This window comes from Saccharothrix sp. BKS2, from assembly GCF_047689505.1.
GTDB classification, from domain to species: Bacteria; Actinomycetota; Actinomycetes; order Mycobacteriales; family Pseudonocardiaceae; genus Actinosynnema; species Actinosynnema lopnurensis.
In genome coordinates this window covers 82181-96487 of sequence record NZ_JAUQOL010000012.1, presented here as the reverse complement: position 1 = coordinate 96487, position 14307 = coordinate 82181, and the positions used below count along the sequence as shown (strand labels likewise).

Here is a 14307-nt window from a genome sequence, read left to right as displayed (position 1 = left end):
GCCCGCACCCTTCGCGGGTGCGGGCCGTTCGCTCCACAGGGGACGTCAGCGCCGGGACGTCGGCGCCGGGACGTCGGCGCCGGGACGTCGGCGCCGGGGACGTCAGCGCTGGTCGAGCGGCACGAAGTCGCGCTCCGCCGCACCGGTGTAGACCTGCCGCGGGCGGCCGATCTTGGTGGCCGGGTCGTTGATCATCTCGCGCCAGTGCGCGATCCAGCCCGGCAGGCGGCCCAGGGCGAACAGCACGGTGAAGAACTTCGTCGGGAAGCCCATCGCGCGGTAGATGAGGCCCGTGTAGAAGTCCACGTTCGGGTACAGCTTGCGCTCGACGAAGTAGTCGTCCGCGAGGGCGGTCTCCTCCAGCGCCTTCGCGATGTCGAGCAGCTCGTCGGACGCGCCGAGCTTGCCGAGGATCTCGTCGGCGGTCTTCTTGATGATCGCGGCGCGCGGGTCGTAGTTCTTGTAGACCCGGTGGCCGAAGCCCATCAGGCGGACGCCGTCCTCCTTGTTCTTCACCTTCTTCACGAACGCGGACACGTCGCCGCCCTCGTTGCGGATCTTCTCCAGCATGTCGAGCACCGCGCTGTTCGCGCCGCCGTGCAGCGGGCCGAACAGGGCGTTGATGCCCGCGGAGATGGAGGCGAACAGGTTGGCCTCGGACGAGCCGACCAGGCGCACGGTCGAGGTGGAGCAGTTCTGCTCGTGGTCGGCGTGCAGCACGAACAGCAGGTCGAGTGCGCGGACCAGGTCCGGGTCCACGTCGTAGGGCTCGGCGGGGAAGCCGAAGGTCATCCGGAGGAAGTTCTCCACCAGGCCCAGGGAGTTGTCCGGGTACAGGAACGGCTGGCCCACGGACTTCTTGTAGGCGTAGGCCGCGATGGTGGGCACCTTCGCCAGCAGGCGGATGGTGGAGATCTCGACCTGGTTGGCGTCGAACGGGCTGAGGCTGTCCTGGTAGAAGGTCGACAGCGCGGAGACCGCCGAGGACAGCACGGGCATCGGGTGCGCGTCGCGCGGGAAGCCGTCGAAGAAGCGCTTCAGGTCCTCGTGCAGCAGGGTGTGCCTGCTGATCTTGGAGGAGAACTCCTCCAGCTGGGCCTGGGTCGGGAGCTCGCCGTAGATGAGCAGGTAGCTGACCTCGTTGAAGTTCGACTTCGCGGCCAGCTGCTCGATCGGGTAGCCGCGGTAGCGCAGGATGCCGGCGTCACCGTCGATGTAGGTGATCTCCGAGGAGCAGGACGCGGTGTTGACGAAACCGCTGTCCAGCGTGACCAGGCCGGTCGTGGCCAGCAGCTTGCCGAGGTCGATGCCGGGGGCACCCTCGGTGGCCGGCACCACCTTCATCTCGTGCTCTCCGCCCGGATGGCGCAGCGCGACGGTACGGGTGTCGTTCGGCGCAGTCGTCGCGTCGGGCATGCAGAGTCCCTCTCACGCTCGGGCGGGGTGGCTCGTGCGGGTCTCGCACGCGGGGCCCGGACGCGGGAACGCCCCTGCACCGCAGCACCACCCCGTTGGGGTCCTGTCAGTTCTCCGCACGCTAGCCGGCGGGCTACCCGCTCCTCAGCCGCGGCATGAACCGGTTCCGGGAGATGGGATCGGCATCACAGCGGAGGTGCGCGAATGCCTAGCGTGCAATCACCACCGTAACCCTTCGGGCCTGTCCCTCCACGTCGAGCGGGGTGAGAGCTAGGTCATCCCAGCTCTGCCCGGAACGGCGGTTCCGCGCCCGCGCGGGAGCACGTGATCGCCGCCGCCGCGCCCGCGTGGGCCAGCGCCGCGCGCCAGCGCCCGTCGTCCAGACCCCGGACGGCCTCGGTGGACAGCGCGTCGTGGTGGTGCAGCCACGCCAGCAGCGCGCCCTGCACGGTGTCGCCCGCCCCGATCGTGTCGACCACGTCCACGGGCGTGGGTGGGACGTGGATCACGTCGCCGGACGGGGTCAGCACGGCCAGGCCGTCACTCCCCCGGGTCAGCACCACCGCGGCGGGCCCGTGCCAGCCGCGGACGCCCTCCAGCACCTCGTCCTCGGACGCGTCGGCGGGCAGGTCGGCCAGCCAGCGGGCGTCCTCGACGGACACCTTGAGCAGCCCCACGTGCGGCAGCCACGAGGCGTAGCGGGCGCGGTAGGCGTCCGGGTCGTCGATCAGGCCGGCCCTGATGTTGGGGTCCAGCACGGTCAGCGCGCCGCGGTCCGCCTCGCGCCGCAGCACCCGCTCGTAGACGCTCGCGCCCGGCTCCAGGACCAGCGACAGCGTGCCGAACGAGACCGCGCGCACGTCGTCGGGCAGCGGCCCGGGGTCGGCGACCAGCCGGTCGGCGGTGCCCTCGACGTAGAACGAGTAGCGGGCCGACCCGTCGTCGGCGAGCCCGACCACGGCCAGCGTGGTCGGCTCCGGGCCGCGCTGGACCAGGTCGGTGCGCACGCCGGAGGCGTGCAGGCGCTCGACCAGCCGGTCCCCGAACAGGTCGGCCGAGACGCGGGACAGGAAGCCCACCGGGGCCTCCAGCCGGCCCGCGGCCACCGCGACGTTGTACGGGCCGCCACCCAGCCGCGGCGCGAGGTCACCCCCCGGCGTGGGCACGAGGTCGACCAGGGCCTCTCCGGCGACGACGATCACGACTGGCTCCGTTCTCTCCGCAAACCGTCCAGCAGCAGTTCACCCAGGGCGGTGAACGCCTCGGCGTCGGACACGCCCGCGCGCCGGGTCAGCACACCCGTCTGGATGCCCTCGATCAGCAGGCCCGCCATCTCGGCGACCAGGGTGGCGTGCACCTCCCGGAACACGCCCTCGCGCACGCCCTCCTGGATGAACTCGCGGATCCGCTCGGCCGCGGCGCGGGCGTTGCGCTCGTAGGTCGAGCGGGTGGGCGCGAACGCCGCCACGTCCGCGATGAACCGGGCCGACGCGCGCCGCAGCTCCTCGGCGGCGCCCGCCAGGTACGTGCCGACGCGGGCGCGCACGTCCTCGACGCCGGCGATCCGCCGCTCGATCCGCTCGGCCGCGCCCTTGAAGTACCGGCCGACCACGCGGACGGCCAGCTGCTCCTTGCTGGCGGCCAGCGCGTAGAGGGTCGACTTGGAGCAGTGCAGGCGCGCCGCGAGGTCGTCCAGGGTGAAGTGCGCGAAACCCTCGGCGAGCACCAGCGCTTCGAGCCGCCCGAGCAGTTCCACCTGACGGGGCGTCAGCGGTCCGCGCGCGATCGGGGTCATGGTCGGGACTCTGTCACACTCCCGCTCGACAGTACTGTGGTACGTCCTGGAGTACTGTCGCGAGTACTGCGGTTCACCGGACGGGGTGAGCCGTCCCACGGAGGTCGACGATGCCCGCCGAACGCCTGCTGCCCACCACCGAGGCCGAGGACCTGCTCGACCTGGTCCGCGAGATCGCCCGCGAGGAGCTGGCGCCCCACGCGGCCGAGCACGAGGAGCACGAGCGGTTCCCGCGCGAGAAGTTCCGGCTGCTCGGCCGGAGCGGACTGCTGGGCCTGCCCTACCCGGAGGAGTTCGGCGGCGGCGCGCTGCCGTACGAGGTGTACCTCCAGGCGCTGGAGGAGGTCGCCTCGGCCTGGATGTCGGTCGGCGTCGGCCTGTCGGTGCACGTCATGTCCTGCTACGCGCTCGCGACGTTCGGCACGGACGAGCAGCGGGCCCGGTGGCTGCCCGACGCCCTGGCCGGCGACCTGCTGGGCGGGTACGCGCTGTCCGAGTCGCACGCCGGCTCGGACGCGGCGGCGCTGTCCACCCGGGCCGCGCGCGACGGCGACGAGTACGTCGTGAACGGCACGAAGGCGTGGATCACGCACGCCGGCGTGGCCGACTTCTACACCCTGATGGCCCGCACCTCCGACGACGGCGGGCGCGGCATCAGCTGCTTCCTCGCGCCGGGGCGGGTCGAGGGCCTGACCGCCGCGCCGCCCGAGCGCAAGATGGGCCTGACCGGGTCGACCACGGCGCAGCTGACCTTCGAGGACGTGCGGCTGGCGGCGGACCGGCTGGTCGGGGCCGAGGGCGACGGGCTGAAGATCGCGCTGTCCGCCCTGGACTCCGGCCGGCTCGGGATCGCCGCCTGCGCCGTGGGGTTGGCGCAGGCCGCGCTGGACGAGGCCGTGGCCTACGCGAAGACCCGCACGCAGTTCGGCCGGGCGATCATCGACTTCCAGGGCCTGGAGTTCCTGCTGGCCGACATGGCCGCCGCGGTGGACTCGGCGCGGGCGACGTACCTGGACGGCGCCCGCCGGCGGGACCGGGGGCTGCCGTTCCGGCGGCAGGCGGCGGTGGCGAAGCTGGTCTGCACGGACGCGGCGATGAGGGTGACGACGGACGCGGTGCAGGTGCTGGGCGGGGCGGGGTACACGCGCGACTTCCCGGTGGAGCGGTACATGCGGGAGGCGAAGGTGCTCCAGATCTTCGAGGGCACCAACCAGATCCAGCGGCTGGTGATCGGGCGCGAGCTGCGCCGCTGACCGCGCGGCCTAGTCCAGCGCGTCCCGCAGCCGCTTCCGGTTGATCGCCAGGGAGGCGACCAGGGCCGCCGCCGTGGTCAGCCACAGCTCGGTCGACCCGAGGCTGCCCAGCAGGCCCAGCAGGAAGGTGAGGGCGAGGGCCAGCACCACCCACACGACCAACGTCAGCAGCAGAGCCCGAACCCACGCCATGTCGTCCCCCGGTCGGTCGTCCGTCCGCCCAGTCTGGCGGACGGACGGCCCGGGGCGACAGGGTCCGGTTGGGGATCGGCGGCGTTCGGGACCACGGGGGCGGAGCCCCCACGTGAGCGGCGGTCGCGTTGGGTGGTCGGTCACCGGTCCGGGCCGACCGGGTCGTACCGTGTGCCGCCGTGAGCGATGTGCGCCTGTTCTACATGGACGACTCGGGGGCGCAAACCTCCCAGCTCGTCGTCTACGGCTGGGTGGAACTGTCGGTCTCCGACTGGCGTCCGGCCCTGCGCTCGTGGCTCGACTGGCGCAAAGCCCTCCACGCCTCCGTGGGGCTCCCGGCCAGCTACGAGCTGCACGCCACCAAGTTCGTCAACGGTCGGGGCAGACCGACGGGGACGGGCTGGGACCGCAGCAAGGCCAACCGATCGGCGGTGGTGGTCAACGCGTTGAGCGCGATCGCCGCCATGCCCGGCGTGCGCACCGGCGCCGTCTGCCGCGACACGACCGGAACCCGGTACGTCGACGCCAAGGCCGGCCTGTACGCGGACCTGGTCACCGAGATCGACGCACGCCTCGTCGCGACCGGGCACCACGGGTTCGTGGTCATGGACGGGGACGGCACCGATCCCTCCTACCGCCAGGCGCACCGCTCCCTCGAACTCGCCACCCGCAACCTCGTGGAGGACCCGTTCTTCCAGGGCTCGCACCTCAGCCAGTGGGTGCAGGTGGCGGACCTGGTCGCCTACGCCGCCTACCAGTGCGTGCTGCGCGCTCCCGGGAAGGAGTTCATGTGGGACTGGTACCCGGAGCTGCTCGGCCGGGTCTGCGCCGTGGGCGGCAAACCGCAGGTGATGTGATCCGGTCGAGGTGGACCCGACGGGGAAAACCCGGAAAAGAAGCTGGACCCGCTTCCCCACGGGAGTGGGACGGGTCCGCGGGCAAAGTTTAGCAAATTGACCAGCCGCCGCAACAGCGGCTGGTCAACCCGACCCGGACAACACCCGGGAGCCGCTCAGGACTCCGCGTAGAACGGGTTCGCGACGACCTCTTCCCCGTCCTCGTACCGGTAGACCTCGCGCCCGGACACGAAGACCTTCAGCGCCCGGCTCATCACGTCCAGCGGGTCGCCCGACCAGATCACCACGTCACCGTCCAGGCCCGGCGCCAGCGACCCGACCCGGTCGTCCAGGCCCATGATCCGCGCCGGGTTCACCGTGATCGACTCCAGCGCCACCCGCCGGTCCAGGCCCTCCTTCACGGCGAGCGTGGCCTGGTGCACCAGGAAGTGGATGGGCACCACCGGGTGGTCGGTGGTGATGGCGATCTCGACCCCGGCCCGCGCCAGGATGCCCGGGTTGCGCAGCGACCGCTGCCGCACCTCGACCTTCGACCGCGAGGTGAACAGCGGCCCGATGACCACCGGCACGCCGCGCTCGGCCAGCAGGTCCGCGATCAGGTGACCCTCGGTCCCGTGGTTGACGATGAGCCGGTAGCCGAACTCGTCGGCCAGCCGCAGAGCGGTGGCGATGTCGTCCGCGCGGTGGCAGTGCTGGCACCACGGCAGCTCGCCCGACAGCACCTTCGCCAGCACCTCGGACGTGGGGTCGCGGTCGAACGGGCCGTCCGCCGCGTCGCGCCGGGCGACGTAGTCCTGCGCCTTGGTGAGCGCGTCCCGGATCACCGCCGCGACGCCCTGCCGGGTGGACGGCAGCTTCTTCTGGTCGCCGTAGACCCGCTTGGGGTTCTCGCCCAGCGCGCTCTTCACGCTCACCGGGTTGCGCAGCAGCATCTCGTCGGCCGTGCGGCCCCAGCACTTCACGGCGACCGTCTGACCACCGATGACGTTGCCCGACCCCGGCTTGACGACCACCGTGGTCACGCCGCCGGTCAGGGCGTCGGCGAAGCCCTGGTCGGCGGCGTTGATCGCGTCCAGCGCCCGCAGCCGCGCGCCGTTGGGGTCGGTCATCTCGTTGGTGTCCTGCCCGGCCCAGCCCTCGCCCTCCTCGTGCACGCCGAGGTGGCCGTGGGCCTCCACGAAGCCGGGCAGCACCCACCCGCCCGCCGCGTCGACGACCGGCACGCCGTCCGGGACCTCGACGTCCGCGCCGACCGCGACGATCTTCCCGTCCTGGACCAGGACCGTGCCGCCCTCGATCGGCGGCCCGGCCACCGGCACGACGTACCCACCCGTGATGGCGACGTTCATAGTTAGCGAGGCTAACGACCTACGACAGCGGGCGCAAACCCCAGCGGCCGGCCCACGACTCGCCGGGCTCCAGCCAGAGCAGGTCGACCCCGCTGTTGAGCGCGTCCGGCGGGCACGTCATGGGCTCGACGGCGACCGCGCGGCCCCGGCCGGGGAAGTTGTCCGGCGTGTAGACCTGCACCCACCGGAAGTCCGGGTCCGCCCACAGCTCGACCCCGCCGGCCGGGCCCTTCAGCACGTGCCGCACCAGGCCGTCCACCGGCTCGCAGCCGCCGAACGCGGTGTCCAGCTTCACCCCGTCGAGGAGGCGCGCCACCCGGAAGTCGTAGTCGCCCGACACGGGCACGGCCGGGCCGTTGGGGATCATGGTCTCCGGGTCGACCGGCAGCACGGTGGTGGCGGCCAGCGACAGCGAGGTCTCGTCGGTCAGCGACGCGCCCGCCCTCGGGTACGGGTGGGTGCCGACGCCGAACGGGGTGCGCTTCTGGCCCACGTTCGTCACGCCGTGCGACACGGTCAGGCCGTTCTCGTCCAGCGCGTAGGTGATCGTGGTGCGCAGCGGCACCGGCCAGCCGAAGCCCGCGACCGGCGTCTCCAGCGACAGCAGCGACCCGGTGTGCTCGACGACGTGCCACAGCGCGTGGCGCACGAGGCCGTGGATGGCGTTGCCGCGCGCGGGCTCGCCGATCTCCAGCTGCTGCTCCTCGCCGTCGAGCACCCACTTCCCGCCCGCCGTGCGGTTGGGCCAGGGGACGAGCACCGCGCCGCAGCCCATGGGCGGCTCGTCTTCGTACGTCTCCGCGTACGGCACGTCGCCGACCTCGTAGGACTTGAGGTTGGCACCCTCGGGTGCGATGACGGCGCGGGACGCGCCGTGGGCGATTTCCAGCATGGATCAAGAGCGTATCCGGGTGGCGGGCGCGGGGCGTCACATCCCGGAACGCGAAACTCTTTCGGACCAGGGGGGCGAAAGCGCTTTCCGCCATTCGGGCCGATGGGCGGCGGCTGACGGGTGGAGGGCGGCAGCCGGCGGGCACCCCACAGAACGTGAACACCGCTCACTACGCGCCACCGCAGTGACCCCGGGTCCATCGGCCCACCATGCTTCGGCCCGACCGCTCACCCGACGAAGGAGCCGAGTTGAACAAGATCATCGGTGCCGCCGCCACGACGCTGCTGGCCGCGGGCCTCGCCCTGGGCACGGGCACGGCCACCGCCTCCGCCGAGGTGGGCGCCGCGTGCACGCAGGTGTGGCAGTACCAGGTCACCGCCTACGGCGACATGACCGACGCCGAGAGCGGCGGGTCGTTCGTCGGCTGGGCGGTCCAGGGGGACGTCCTCAACGTCCGGATCAAGGGCAACCCGCGCTACTACGGCGCGAACGTCAACAACGGCAAGTGGGGCTGGGTCATGGCGGGCAAGCTCCAGTACACCGGCAACACCTGGTGCGCCTGACGCGGGTCCGGGCCGGGGGCGCGACGGCCCCCGGCCCGGGGCCGGGTCACTTGGCCAGCTTCTCCGCGTCGACCTCGGTCCTGCCGTGCACCACGCGGTTGACGGCCCACAGCACGACGCCCGCGGCCAGCAGGTACAGCGCGATCCGGTAGTCGTCCCACGGCCGGCCCGACAGCGGGCTGGCCAGGTACGCGCAGGTCACCGCGCCCAGCACCGGCGCCCACGTCGGCGCGCGGAAGTGCTTGTGGTCGGCCTTCTCCTTGCGCAGCACCAGCACCGCGACGTTGACGATGGTGAACACGATCAGCAGCAGCAGCGAGGTCGTGCCGCCGAGCTTGGCGATGTCGGTGGTGGACACCAGGATGATCGCGATGCCGCTGGTGAAGATGATCGAGATCCACGGCGTGCGGCGGCGCGGGTGCACGGCGCCGAAGGACTTCGGGATGATCCGCTCGTTCGCCATGCCGTAGACCAGGCGGCTCGCCATCAGCATGTTGATCAGCGCCGAGTTGATCACGGCGAACAGGCCGATCAGCGAGAACAGCCACAGCGGGAAGCCGGGCGCGCCGACCTCCACCACCCGCAGCAGGGCGGAGGACCCGGCCTTGGCCAGCTCGTCGGACGGGATGAGCAGCGACGAGGTGATGGCCACCAGCACGTAGATCACGGCCGCCACGACCATGCCCCACAGCATCGCGCGCGGGAAGATCCGCACCGGGTCGCGGCACTCCTCGGCCATGTTCACCGAGTCCTCGAAGCCGACCATCGCGAAGAACGCCAGCGCGGTCGCCGACGTGACCGCGACCAGCGCGCTCTGGCCGGGCGCCGGGTCGACCTGGGTGAGGCGGCTCGCGTCGCCGTCGCCGGAGAGCACCGCGAACAGGCCGATCGCGATGATGATGACCAGGCCGGACAGCTCGATGCAGGTCAGCACCACGTTGGCCTTGACCGACTCCGAGACGCCCCGGAAGTTGATCGCGGCCAGGCCGAGGATGAACAGGATCGCGACCAGCGTCGCCGACACCGCGAACGTGTCGGAGAAGAACTCGCGGATGACCGACTGGAGGTAGGTGCGCCCGAACGCGAGCGCGGCGGAGGAGGCGGAGGTGATGCCGGAGCTCATCACCGCGAACGCCACCATGAACGTGAGGAACTGGATCTTGAACGCGCGGTTGGTGTACAGCGCCGCGCCCGCCGCCCTCGGGTACTTGCCGACCAGTTCGAGGTAGCTGAACGCGGTGAGGAAGGCGACCGCGAACGCGATCAGGAACGGCAGCCACAGCGCGCCGCCGATCTTGCCCGCGACGTTGCCCGTGAGGGCGTAGATGCCGGTGCCGAGGATGTCACCGATCACGAAGAACAGCAGGAGCTTGGGGCCGATGGCCCGCTTCAGTTCCGGTTGCGCCGGGGCGCTCGTCGCTTCCGCCATGCCGGGTGAGTGTGCCGGATCACAGGGTGGCCGCACAGCTGAAAGGCCAATCTTGGGCAACTCTTGATGTTCGGCCGGTCGACCGGCTGCGGAGGTCCGATCCGACCCCGGAGCCGGCCCCTGAGCCGAAATCTCAGTGCTTCCCCGGTTCCGGGGCGGTCCCCAGGGGCTTCGCGACGAACCGGTAGCGCCCGATCGCCGGGATGGCCACCACCGCGAGGCCCGTGCCGACCACCACCAGCACCCCGCCCAGCGCGCTGGCCAGGCCGGGCCCGATCAGCGCGCCGGTCGTCCCGTGCAGCAGGTCGGCCACGCGCGGCCCGCCGGCGACCACGACGATGAACACGCCCTGCATCCGGCCGCGCATCTCGTCGGTGGCCGCCGCCTGGAGGATGGAGCTGCGGAACACCATGCTGATCATGTCGGCCGCGCCGCCGATGGCCAGGAACACCACGGCCGGCCACAGCGCGTTCGACAGGCCGAAGCCGACCATCGCCACGCCCCACACCACGATCGCGACCACCACGCCCACGCCGTGCCGGTGCACGCGCGAGGTCCAGCCGGACGTCAGCCCGCACAGCATCGCGCCCAGCGGGATCGCGGCGAACAGCCAGCCCAGGGCCAGGCCGCCGCCGGGCGGGTCGCCGAAGGTGTGCTCGGCCATCTCCGGGAACAGCGCCCGGGGCATCCCGAAGACCATGGCGATGATGTCGAGCAGGAAGCTGGCCAGCAGGATCTTCTGCACGGCCAGGTAGCGGAACCCGTCGACCACGTCGCGCAGGCCGGCCCGCCGCGTGGTGCCGTCGAGCGGCGGCAGCGGCGGCAGCTTCCACACCGCCCAGATGGTCGCGGTCAGCGCCACCGCGTCCACGAGGTACAGCGTCGACAGCCCCACCACCGGCATGAACGCGCCGGCCAGCATGGGCCCGAACACGCCGCCGAACATCATCACCGTCGAGGACAGCGCGGTGGCCGCCGGGAGCTGCTCGGCGGGCACCAGCCGGGCCACGGACGCGGTGCGGGCGGGCGCGTTGGCGGCGAAGAAGACCTGCTGCAACCCGAGCAGCGCGATGACCAGCCACACCGAGTCGACCGCGAACGCCGCCTGGAGCCACAGCAGCACCGAGGTCAGCGCGATGCCGGTGTTGGTGACGACCAGCAGCTTGCGGCGGTCCACCACGTCGGCGATCGCGCCGCCGTAGAGGCCGAACACCAGCAGCGGCACCAGCGCCACGCCCGCCGACACGCCGACCCAGCCCGACGACCCGGTCAGGTCGTAGACCTGCTTGGGCACGGCCACCGCGGTGAGCTGGCTGCCGACCGCGGTCACCACGGTCGTGAGCCACAGGCGCCGGAAGGCCACCACCTTCAGCGGGCGCGTGTCGATGGCGATGCGCCCCAGGACTTTCCGCACGGTCGTTAGCCTACGATAACTAACAAGTTCTCCACCGAGACGTCGCACACCCCGGGCCCGACCCCCGACGGCGCGCGGCCGGACGTCGGGCGGACGTCGAGCGAACGTCGCGGGACCCGCCCCCGGCACGCCACGAGCCCCGCCGGTCGGGATCGGCGGGGCTCGTGGCACACCCGCCTCGCGGGTGCGGTGCTCAGGGGTCGGTGACGCTCAGGGGACGACGCTCAGGGGACGACGCCCTAGGGACGACGCTCAGGGAACGGCGCCCGGGGAACGACGCTCAGGGCGCGATGCGCTGGAGCTCCCAGCCGTCGCGGCCGAGGCGGAAGCGCAGGCGGTCGTGCATGCGGTCCCGGCGGCCCTGCCAGAACTCGACCTCCTCGGGCCGGATGCGCCAGCCGCCCCAGTGCGGGGGCACCGGCACCCGGTCCGCGTCGGCGAACTGCCGCTCGACCTTGTGCAGCGCGCTCTCCAGCGTCGTGCGGCCGCTGACCACCCGGGACTGCGGCGAGGCCCACGCGCCGAGCTGGGAGCCGCGCGGGCGGCCGGCCCAGTAGCGGGCCGTCTCCTCCGCGCCGACCTTCTCCACGGTGCCCCGCACGTGCGCCTGCCGCTGCATGGCGAACCACGGGAACGTGGCGGAGGCGTAGCGGGTGGCCATCAGGTCGTGGCTCTTGGTGGAGGTGTAGTTGGTGAAGAACACCAGACCGCGCGCGTCGAGGCCCTTGGCCAGCACCGTGCGGGACGACGGCCTGCCCTCCGGGTCGGCGGTGGCGAGCACGAACGCGTTGGGCTCGGGCAGACCCGCGCCGGTCGCCTGGTCGAGCCACAGCTGGAGCTGCTCGTGCCAGCTGCCGGCGAGGTCGCTCTCGGTGAGCGAACCGTGCTCGTAAGACACGCGCATCGACGGCAACGCGATGTTCGTGGTCTTCGACATCCCGACCTCCCGGAGCGTGGTGTAACTAGCGCCCGCCAGGCACTTGTGGCACTTGGCGATCCCGCGACGGTACGGGTTCCCGGCTTGTCGCGGAACCGCCCGCACGGTGATGACCACCACCCGATCCGTCACTTTCGGTGTGATGCCCGACTCGGAATCGAGTTCGGGATCGAGTCAGACGATCATGCGATCCCGGGTGTTCGGCGAGTGCCCGGTCCAAAGCGCGTTCCACGGTTACGGCGTCGTTGCCGAGGGCCGTGGCGAGGCTGCCGCCCCGGGCCAGCGGCACCAGCGACCACCAGTCCCCGCAGACCACTTCCCGCAGGTCCTCGCCCCAGCACAGCAGTTCGGAGCCCAGCACCCGGTGACCCGCCACCCCCGCCGCGCCGCGGTCCACCGCGGGCACGCCGAGGCGAGATGTCTGTTTTATTACGGTCCCGTTTCTCCGGACGTCCAGCGTGGTGTCGAGCAACCCGGAGGACTCGCCGTGCCGGCCCAGCACGAGGATTTCCCTGGTGCGAAGTCGAGCGCCTTCCGTCAAGTCCGCGCGGAACACCGCCTCGTGCCGCGCCCGTGCCGTGACGACGGTGGGCTCGGGCAGGTGTTCCAGCGACGCGCCCTCGCCCAATTCCACCCGGACGAGTGACCGACTGCCGGTGTCGCGGTGACCCGGGAGGGCGAGCGTGGCGGCTACTCCCCGCAACACCAGCGCCGCCCCCGGCCCGACCCGGACGTCCAGTTCGAGGTCGTCGCCGCCCAGCGGCGCGGTGACCGAGCTGACCAGGTGGACCAGCGCGGTCTCGGCGCGCCCGCGGTGCGGCACCAGCCGGAGCGGGGCCATGGACCTCAGCTCGCGCACCGACGTTCGCCCGTCCGGGTCACGCGCCACGACCAGGCGGGCCCGCGCCCTCACCGGTGCAACCCCTGTGACGCCCGACACGTCTCTCCATCGGGTGGGAATTCCACCCGCGAATCTCGGGGGAGATCGTGATGAGGAAATTTGTCGCAGCGGTCGCGGCCGGCGCCGCGCTGCTGAGCACCGGGGGAACCGCCGTCGCAACACCGGGCACCGGACAGCAGGTCACCGGACAGCGGGTCACCCAACAGCGAGCCGAGACCACCACCTGCCGCTCGGCCGACCTGGACGTCCGGTTCGGCCGCGTCAGCGGGACGGCGGGCACCACCTACCGCGAGGTCGTGCTGACCAACCGGGGCCCGGTCGCGTGCGTGCTGCGCGGGTTCCCCGGCGTGTCCTACGTGGACGCGGCGGGGAACCAGGTCGGCGCGGCGGCCGTGCGGGTCGGCGAGCGGGGACCGCTGCTCACCCTGCCGCACGGCGCGGCGGCCACCTCGGACGTCGGGTTCGCCGCGGTCGACAACTTCGACCCGGCCGACTGCCTCAAGACACCCGTGTGGGGCATCCGCGTCTACCCGCCGGACGAGACCGCGCCGCTGCACCTGCCGCTCGTGGACGCCTACGGCTGCGCGGGGGACGTCGGTGAATTCGGCGCTCACCTGACCGTCGCGAGCGTGCGGAGCTGAGCGCGCACCCAGTCGGCCACCGCCGGGGCCTGCGGGGTCTCGACCAGCGACTGGCTGACCACGGGTAGCCCGCCCCGCACCCGGTGGGCGTCGGCCGCCATGACCTCGAGGTCGGCGCCCACCAGCGGGGCCAGGTCGGTCTTGTTGATCACCAGCAGGTCGGCGGTGGTGACGCCGGGGCCGCCCTTGCGGGGCACCTTGTCGCCGCCGGCCACGTCCACGACGAAGACCTGGCGGTCGACCAGGCCGCGGCTGAACACCGCGGTGAGGTTGTCGCCGCCGCTCTCGATGATGATCAGCTCCAGGTCCGGGAAGCGGTGCTCCAGCAGCTCGACCGCGTCGAGGTTGGCGGTGATGTCGTCGCGGATGGCGGTGTGCGGGCACGCGCCGGTCTGCACCGCCTCGATCCGCCCGGGGTCGAGCACGCCCGCCCGGCGCAGGAAGTCGGCGTCCTCGGTGGTGTAGATGTCGTTGGTCACCACGGCCAGCTCCAGCTCGCCGCCCAGGGCCCGGCACAGGGCGGCGGTCAGGGCGGTCTTGCCGCTGCCGACCGGGCCGCCGATGCCGAGGCGCACCGCCCGGCCGTGGTCGTGGGTGTCGGGGTCGTGGTGGTGCCCGTGGGGGTCGTGCCCGGCGTCGGTCGGGTCGAAGTTGACCGGGTGCACGTG

15 protein-coding genes are annotated in these 14307 nt (G+C 72.1%); 4 read left to right on the top strand and 11 right to left on the bottom strand.

Annotated features, from left to right (window positions below):
* Positions 1–102: 102 nt before the first annotated feature.
* The 3 genes from Q5530_RS25175 to Q5530_RS25165 all read right to left on the bottom strand — a co-directional run bounded on the left by Q5530_RS25175 (position 103) and on the right by Q5530_RS25165 (position 3211).
* Entirely contained in the window at positions 103–1416 is a 1314-nt protein-coding gene (locus Q5530_RS25175) for a citrate synthase (RefSeq protein WP_380640340.1), read from the bottom strand.
* A gap of 275 nt (positions 1417–1691) precedes the next feature.
* On the bottom strand, positions 1692–2618 hold the full coding sequence (locus Q5530_RS25170; RefSeq protein WP_415365214.1) for a carbohydrate kinase family protein: 927 nt from the start codon (positions 2616–2618) through the stop codon (positions 1692–1694).
* Positions 2615–3211 (bottom strand): TetR/AcrR family transcriptional regulator, encoded by a 597-nt coding sequence (locus Q5530_RS25165; RefSeq protein WP_380640336.1) that lies wholly within the window; start codon positions 3209–3211, stop codon positions 2615–2617. The genes Q5530_RS25170 and Q5530_RS25165 overlap by 4 nt, the downstream gene beginning before the upstream one ends.
* 110 nt (positions 3212–3321) lie before the next feature.
* Here Q5530_RS25165 and Q5530_RS25160 point away from each other — a divergent pair, with 110 nt between their 5' ends.
* Entirely contained in the window at positions 3322–4464 is a 1143-nt protein-coding gene (locus Q5530_RS25160; RefSeq protein ID WP_415365213.1) for an acyl-CoA dehydrogenase family protein, read from the top strand.
* 9 nt (positions 4465–4473) lie between these two features.
* Here Q5530_RS25160 and Q5530_RS25155 read toward each other — a convergent pair whose 3' ends face one another.
* A complete protein-coding gene (locus Q5530_RS25155) occupies positions 4474–4656 on the bottom strand; it encodes a hypothetical protein (RefSeq protein ID WP_415365212.1) in 183 nt (60 codons plus the stop codon).
* Between the two features lie 179 nt (positions 4657–4835).
* On the opposite strand from Q5530_RS25155, the gene Q5530_RS25150 reads away from it, so the two are divergent.
* Entirely contained in the window at positions 4836–5513 is a 678-nt protein-coding gene (locus Q5530_RS25150; protein WP_415365211.1) for a DUF3800 domain-containing protein, read from the top strand.
* Positions 5514–5668: 155 nt separating this feature from the next.
* On the opposite strand, the gene Q5530_RS25145 is transcribed toward Q5530_RS25150, so the two are convergent.
* Complete coding sequence (locus Q5530_RS25145) at positions 5669–6862, bottom strand: amidohydrolase (RefSeq protein WP_415365210.1); 1194 nt, start codon at positions 6860–6862, stop codon at positions 5669–5671.
* 19 nt (positions 6863–6881) lie between these two features.
* Positions 6882–7754, bottom strand: coding sequence for an aldose 1-epimerase family protein (locus Q5530_RS25140; protein WP_415365209.1), 873 nt, complete (start codon positions 7752–7754; stop codon positions 6882–6884).
* Positions 7755–8002: 248 nt separating this feature from the next.
* On the opposite strand from Q5530_RS25140, the gene Q5530_RS25135 reads away from it, so the two are divergent.
* On the top strand, positions 8003–8317 hold the full coding sequence (locus Q5530_RS25135) for a hypothetical protein (protein ID WP_415365208.1): 315 nt from the start codon (positions 8003–8005) through the stop codon (positions 8315–8317).
* Between the two features lie 46 nt (positions 8318–8363).
* Here Q5530_RS25135 and Q5530_RS25130 read toward each other — a convergent pair whose 3' ends face one another.
* The 4 genes from Q5530_RS25130 to Q5530_RS25115 form a co-directional block, all read right to left on the bottom strand.
* Positions 8364–9746, bottom strand: coding sequence for an APC family permease (locus Q5530_RS25130; RefSeq protein ID WP_415365207.1), 1383 nt, complete (start codon positions 9744–9746; stop codon positions 8364–8366).
* Between the two features lie 133 nt (positions 9747–9879).
* Entirely contained in the window at positions 9880–11160 is a 1281-nt protein-coding gene (locus Q5530_RS25125; RefSeq protein WP_415365206.1) for an MFS transporter, read from the bottom strand.
* A gap of 280 nt (positions 11161–11440) precedes the next feature.
* The gene (gene pdxH, locus Q5530_RS25120; RefSeq protein ID WP_415365205.1) at positions 11441–12097 is read right to left on the bottom strand and encodes a pyridoxamine 5'-phosphate oxidase; all 657 of its coding nucleotides are present in this window, start codon (positions 12095–12097) and stop codon (positions 11441–11443) included.
* A 25-nt stretch (positions 12098–12122) separates the two neighbouring features.
* Positions 12123–12938 carry an urease accessory protein UreD gene (locus Q5530_RS25115; protein ID WP_415365204.1) on the bottom strand — a complete coding sequence of 272 codons (816 nt, stop codon included), beginning with the start codon at positions 12936–12938 and terminating at the stop codon, positions 12123–12125.
* A 149-nt stretch (positions 12939–13087) separates the two neighbouring features.
* On the opposite strand from Q5530_RS25115, the gene Q5530_RS25110 reads away from it, so the two are divergent.
* Positions 13088–13639 (top strand): DUF4232 domain-containing protein, encoded by a 552-nt coding sequence (locus Q5530_RS25110; RefSeq protein WP_415365203.1) that lies wholly within the window; start codon positions 13088–13090, stop codon positions 13637–13639.
* On the opposite strand, the gene ureG is transcribed toward Q5530_RS25110, so the two are convergent.
* Entirely contained in the window at positions 13609–14304 is a 696-nt protein-coding gene (gene ureG, locus Q5530_RS25105) for an urease accessory protein UreG (RefSeq protein WP_415365444.1), read from the bottom strand. The two genes, Q5530_RS25110 and ureG, sit on opposite strands and share 31 nt — an antisense overlap.
* Between the last annotated feature and the right edge of the window lie 3 nt (positions 14305–14307).

Bases quoted from the DNA above. Each gene is read 5' to 3' on its own strand.
- Q5530_RS25140 (WP_415365209.1), bottom strand. From the start codon at position 7,754: ATGCTGGAAATCGCCCACGGCGCGTCCCGCGCCGTCATCGCACCCGAG.
- Q5530_RS25145 (WP_415365210.1), bottom strand. From the start codon at position 6,862: ATGAACGTCGCCATCACGGGTGGGTACGTCGTGCCGGTGGCCGGGCCG.
- Q5530_RS25160 (WP_415365213.1), top strand. From the start codon at position 3,322: ATGCCCGCCGAACGCCTGCTGCCCACCACCGAGGCCGAGGACCTGCTC.
- Q5530_RS25130 (WP_415365207.1), bottom strand. From the start codon at position 9,746: ATGGCGGAAGCGACGAGCGCCCCGGCGCAACCGGAACTGAAGCGGGCC.
- pdxH (WP_415365205.1), bottom strand. From the start codon at position 12,097: ATGTCGAAGACCACGAACATCGCGTTGCCGTCGATGCGCGTGTCTTAC.
- Q5530_RS25115 (WP_415365204.1), bottom strand. From the start codon at position 12,938: ATGGCCCCGCTCCGGCTGGTGCCGCACCGCGGGCGCGCCGAGACCGCG.
- Q5530_RS25110 (WP_415365203.1), top strand. From the start codon at position 13,088: ATGAGGAAATTTGTCGCAGCGGTCGCGGCCGGCGCCGCGCTGCTGAGC.
- Q5530_RS25175 (WP_380640340.1), bottom strand. From the start codon at position 1,416: ATGCCCGACGCGACGACTGCGCCGAACGACACCCGTACCGTCGCGCTG.
- Q5530_RS25165 (WP_380640336.1), bottom strand. From the start codon at position 3,211: ATGACCCCGATCGCGCGCGGACCGCTGACGCCCCGTCAGGTGGAACTG.
- Q5530_RS25155 (WP_415365212.1), bottom strand. From the start codon at position 4,656: ATGGCGTGGGTTCGGGCTCTGCTGCTGACGTTGGTCGTGTGGGTGGTG.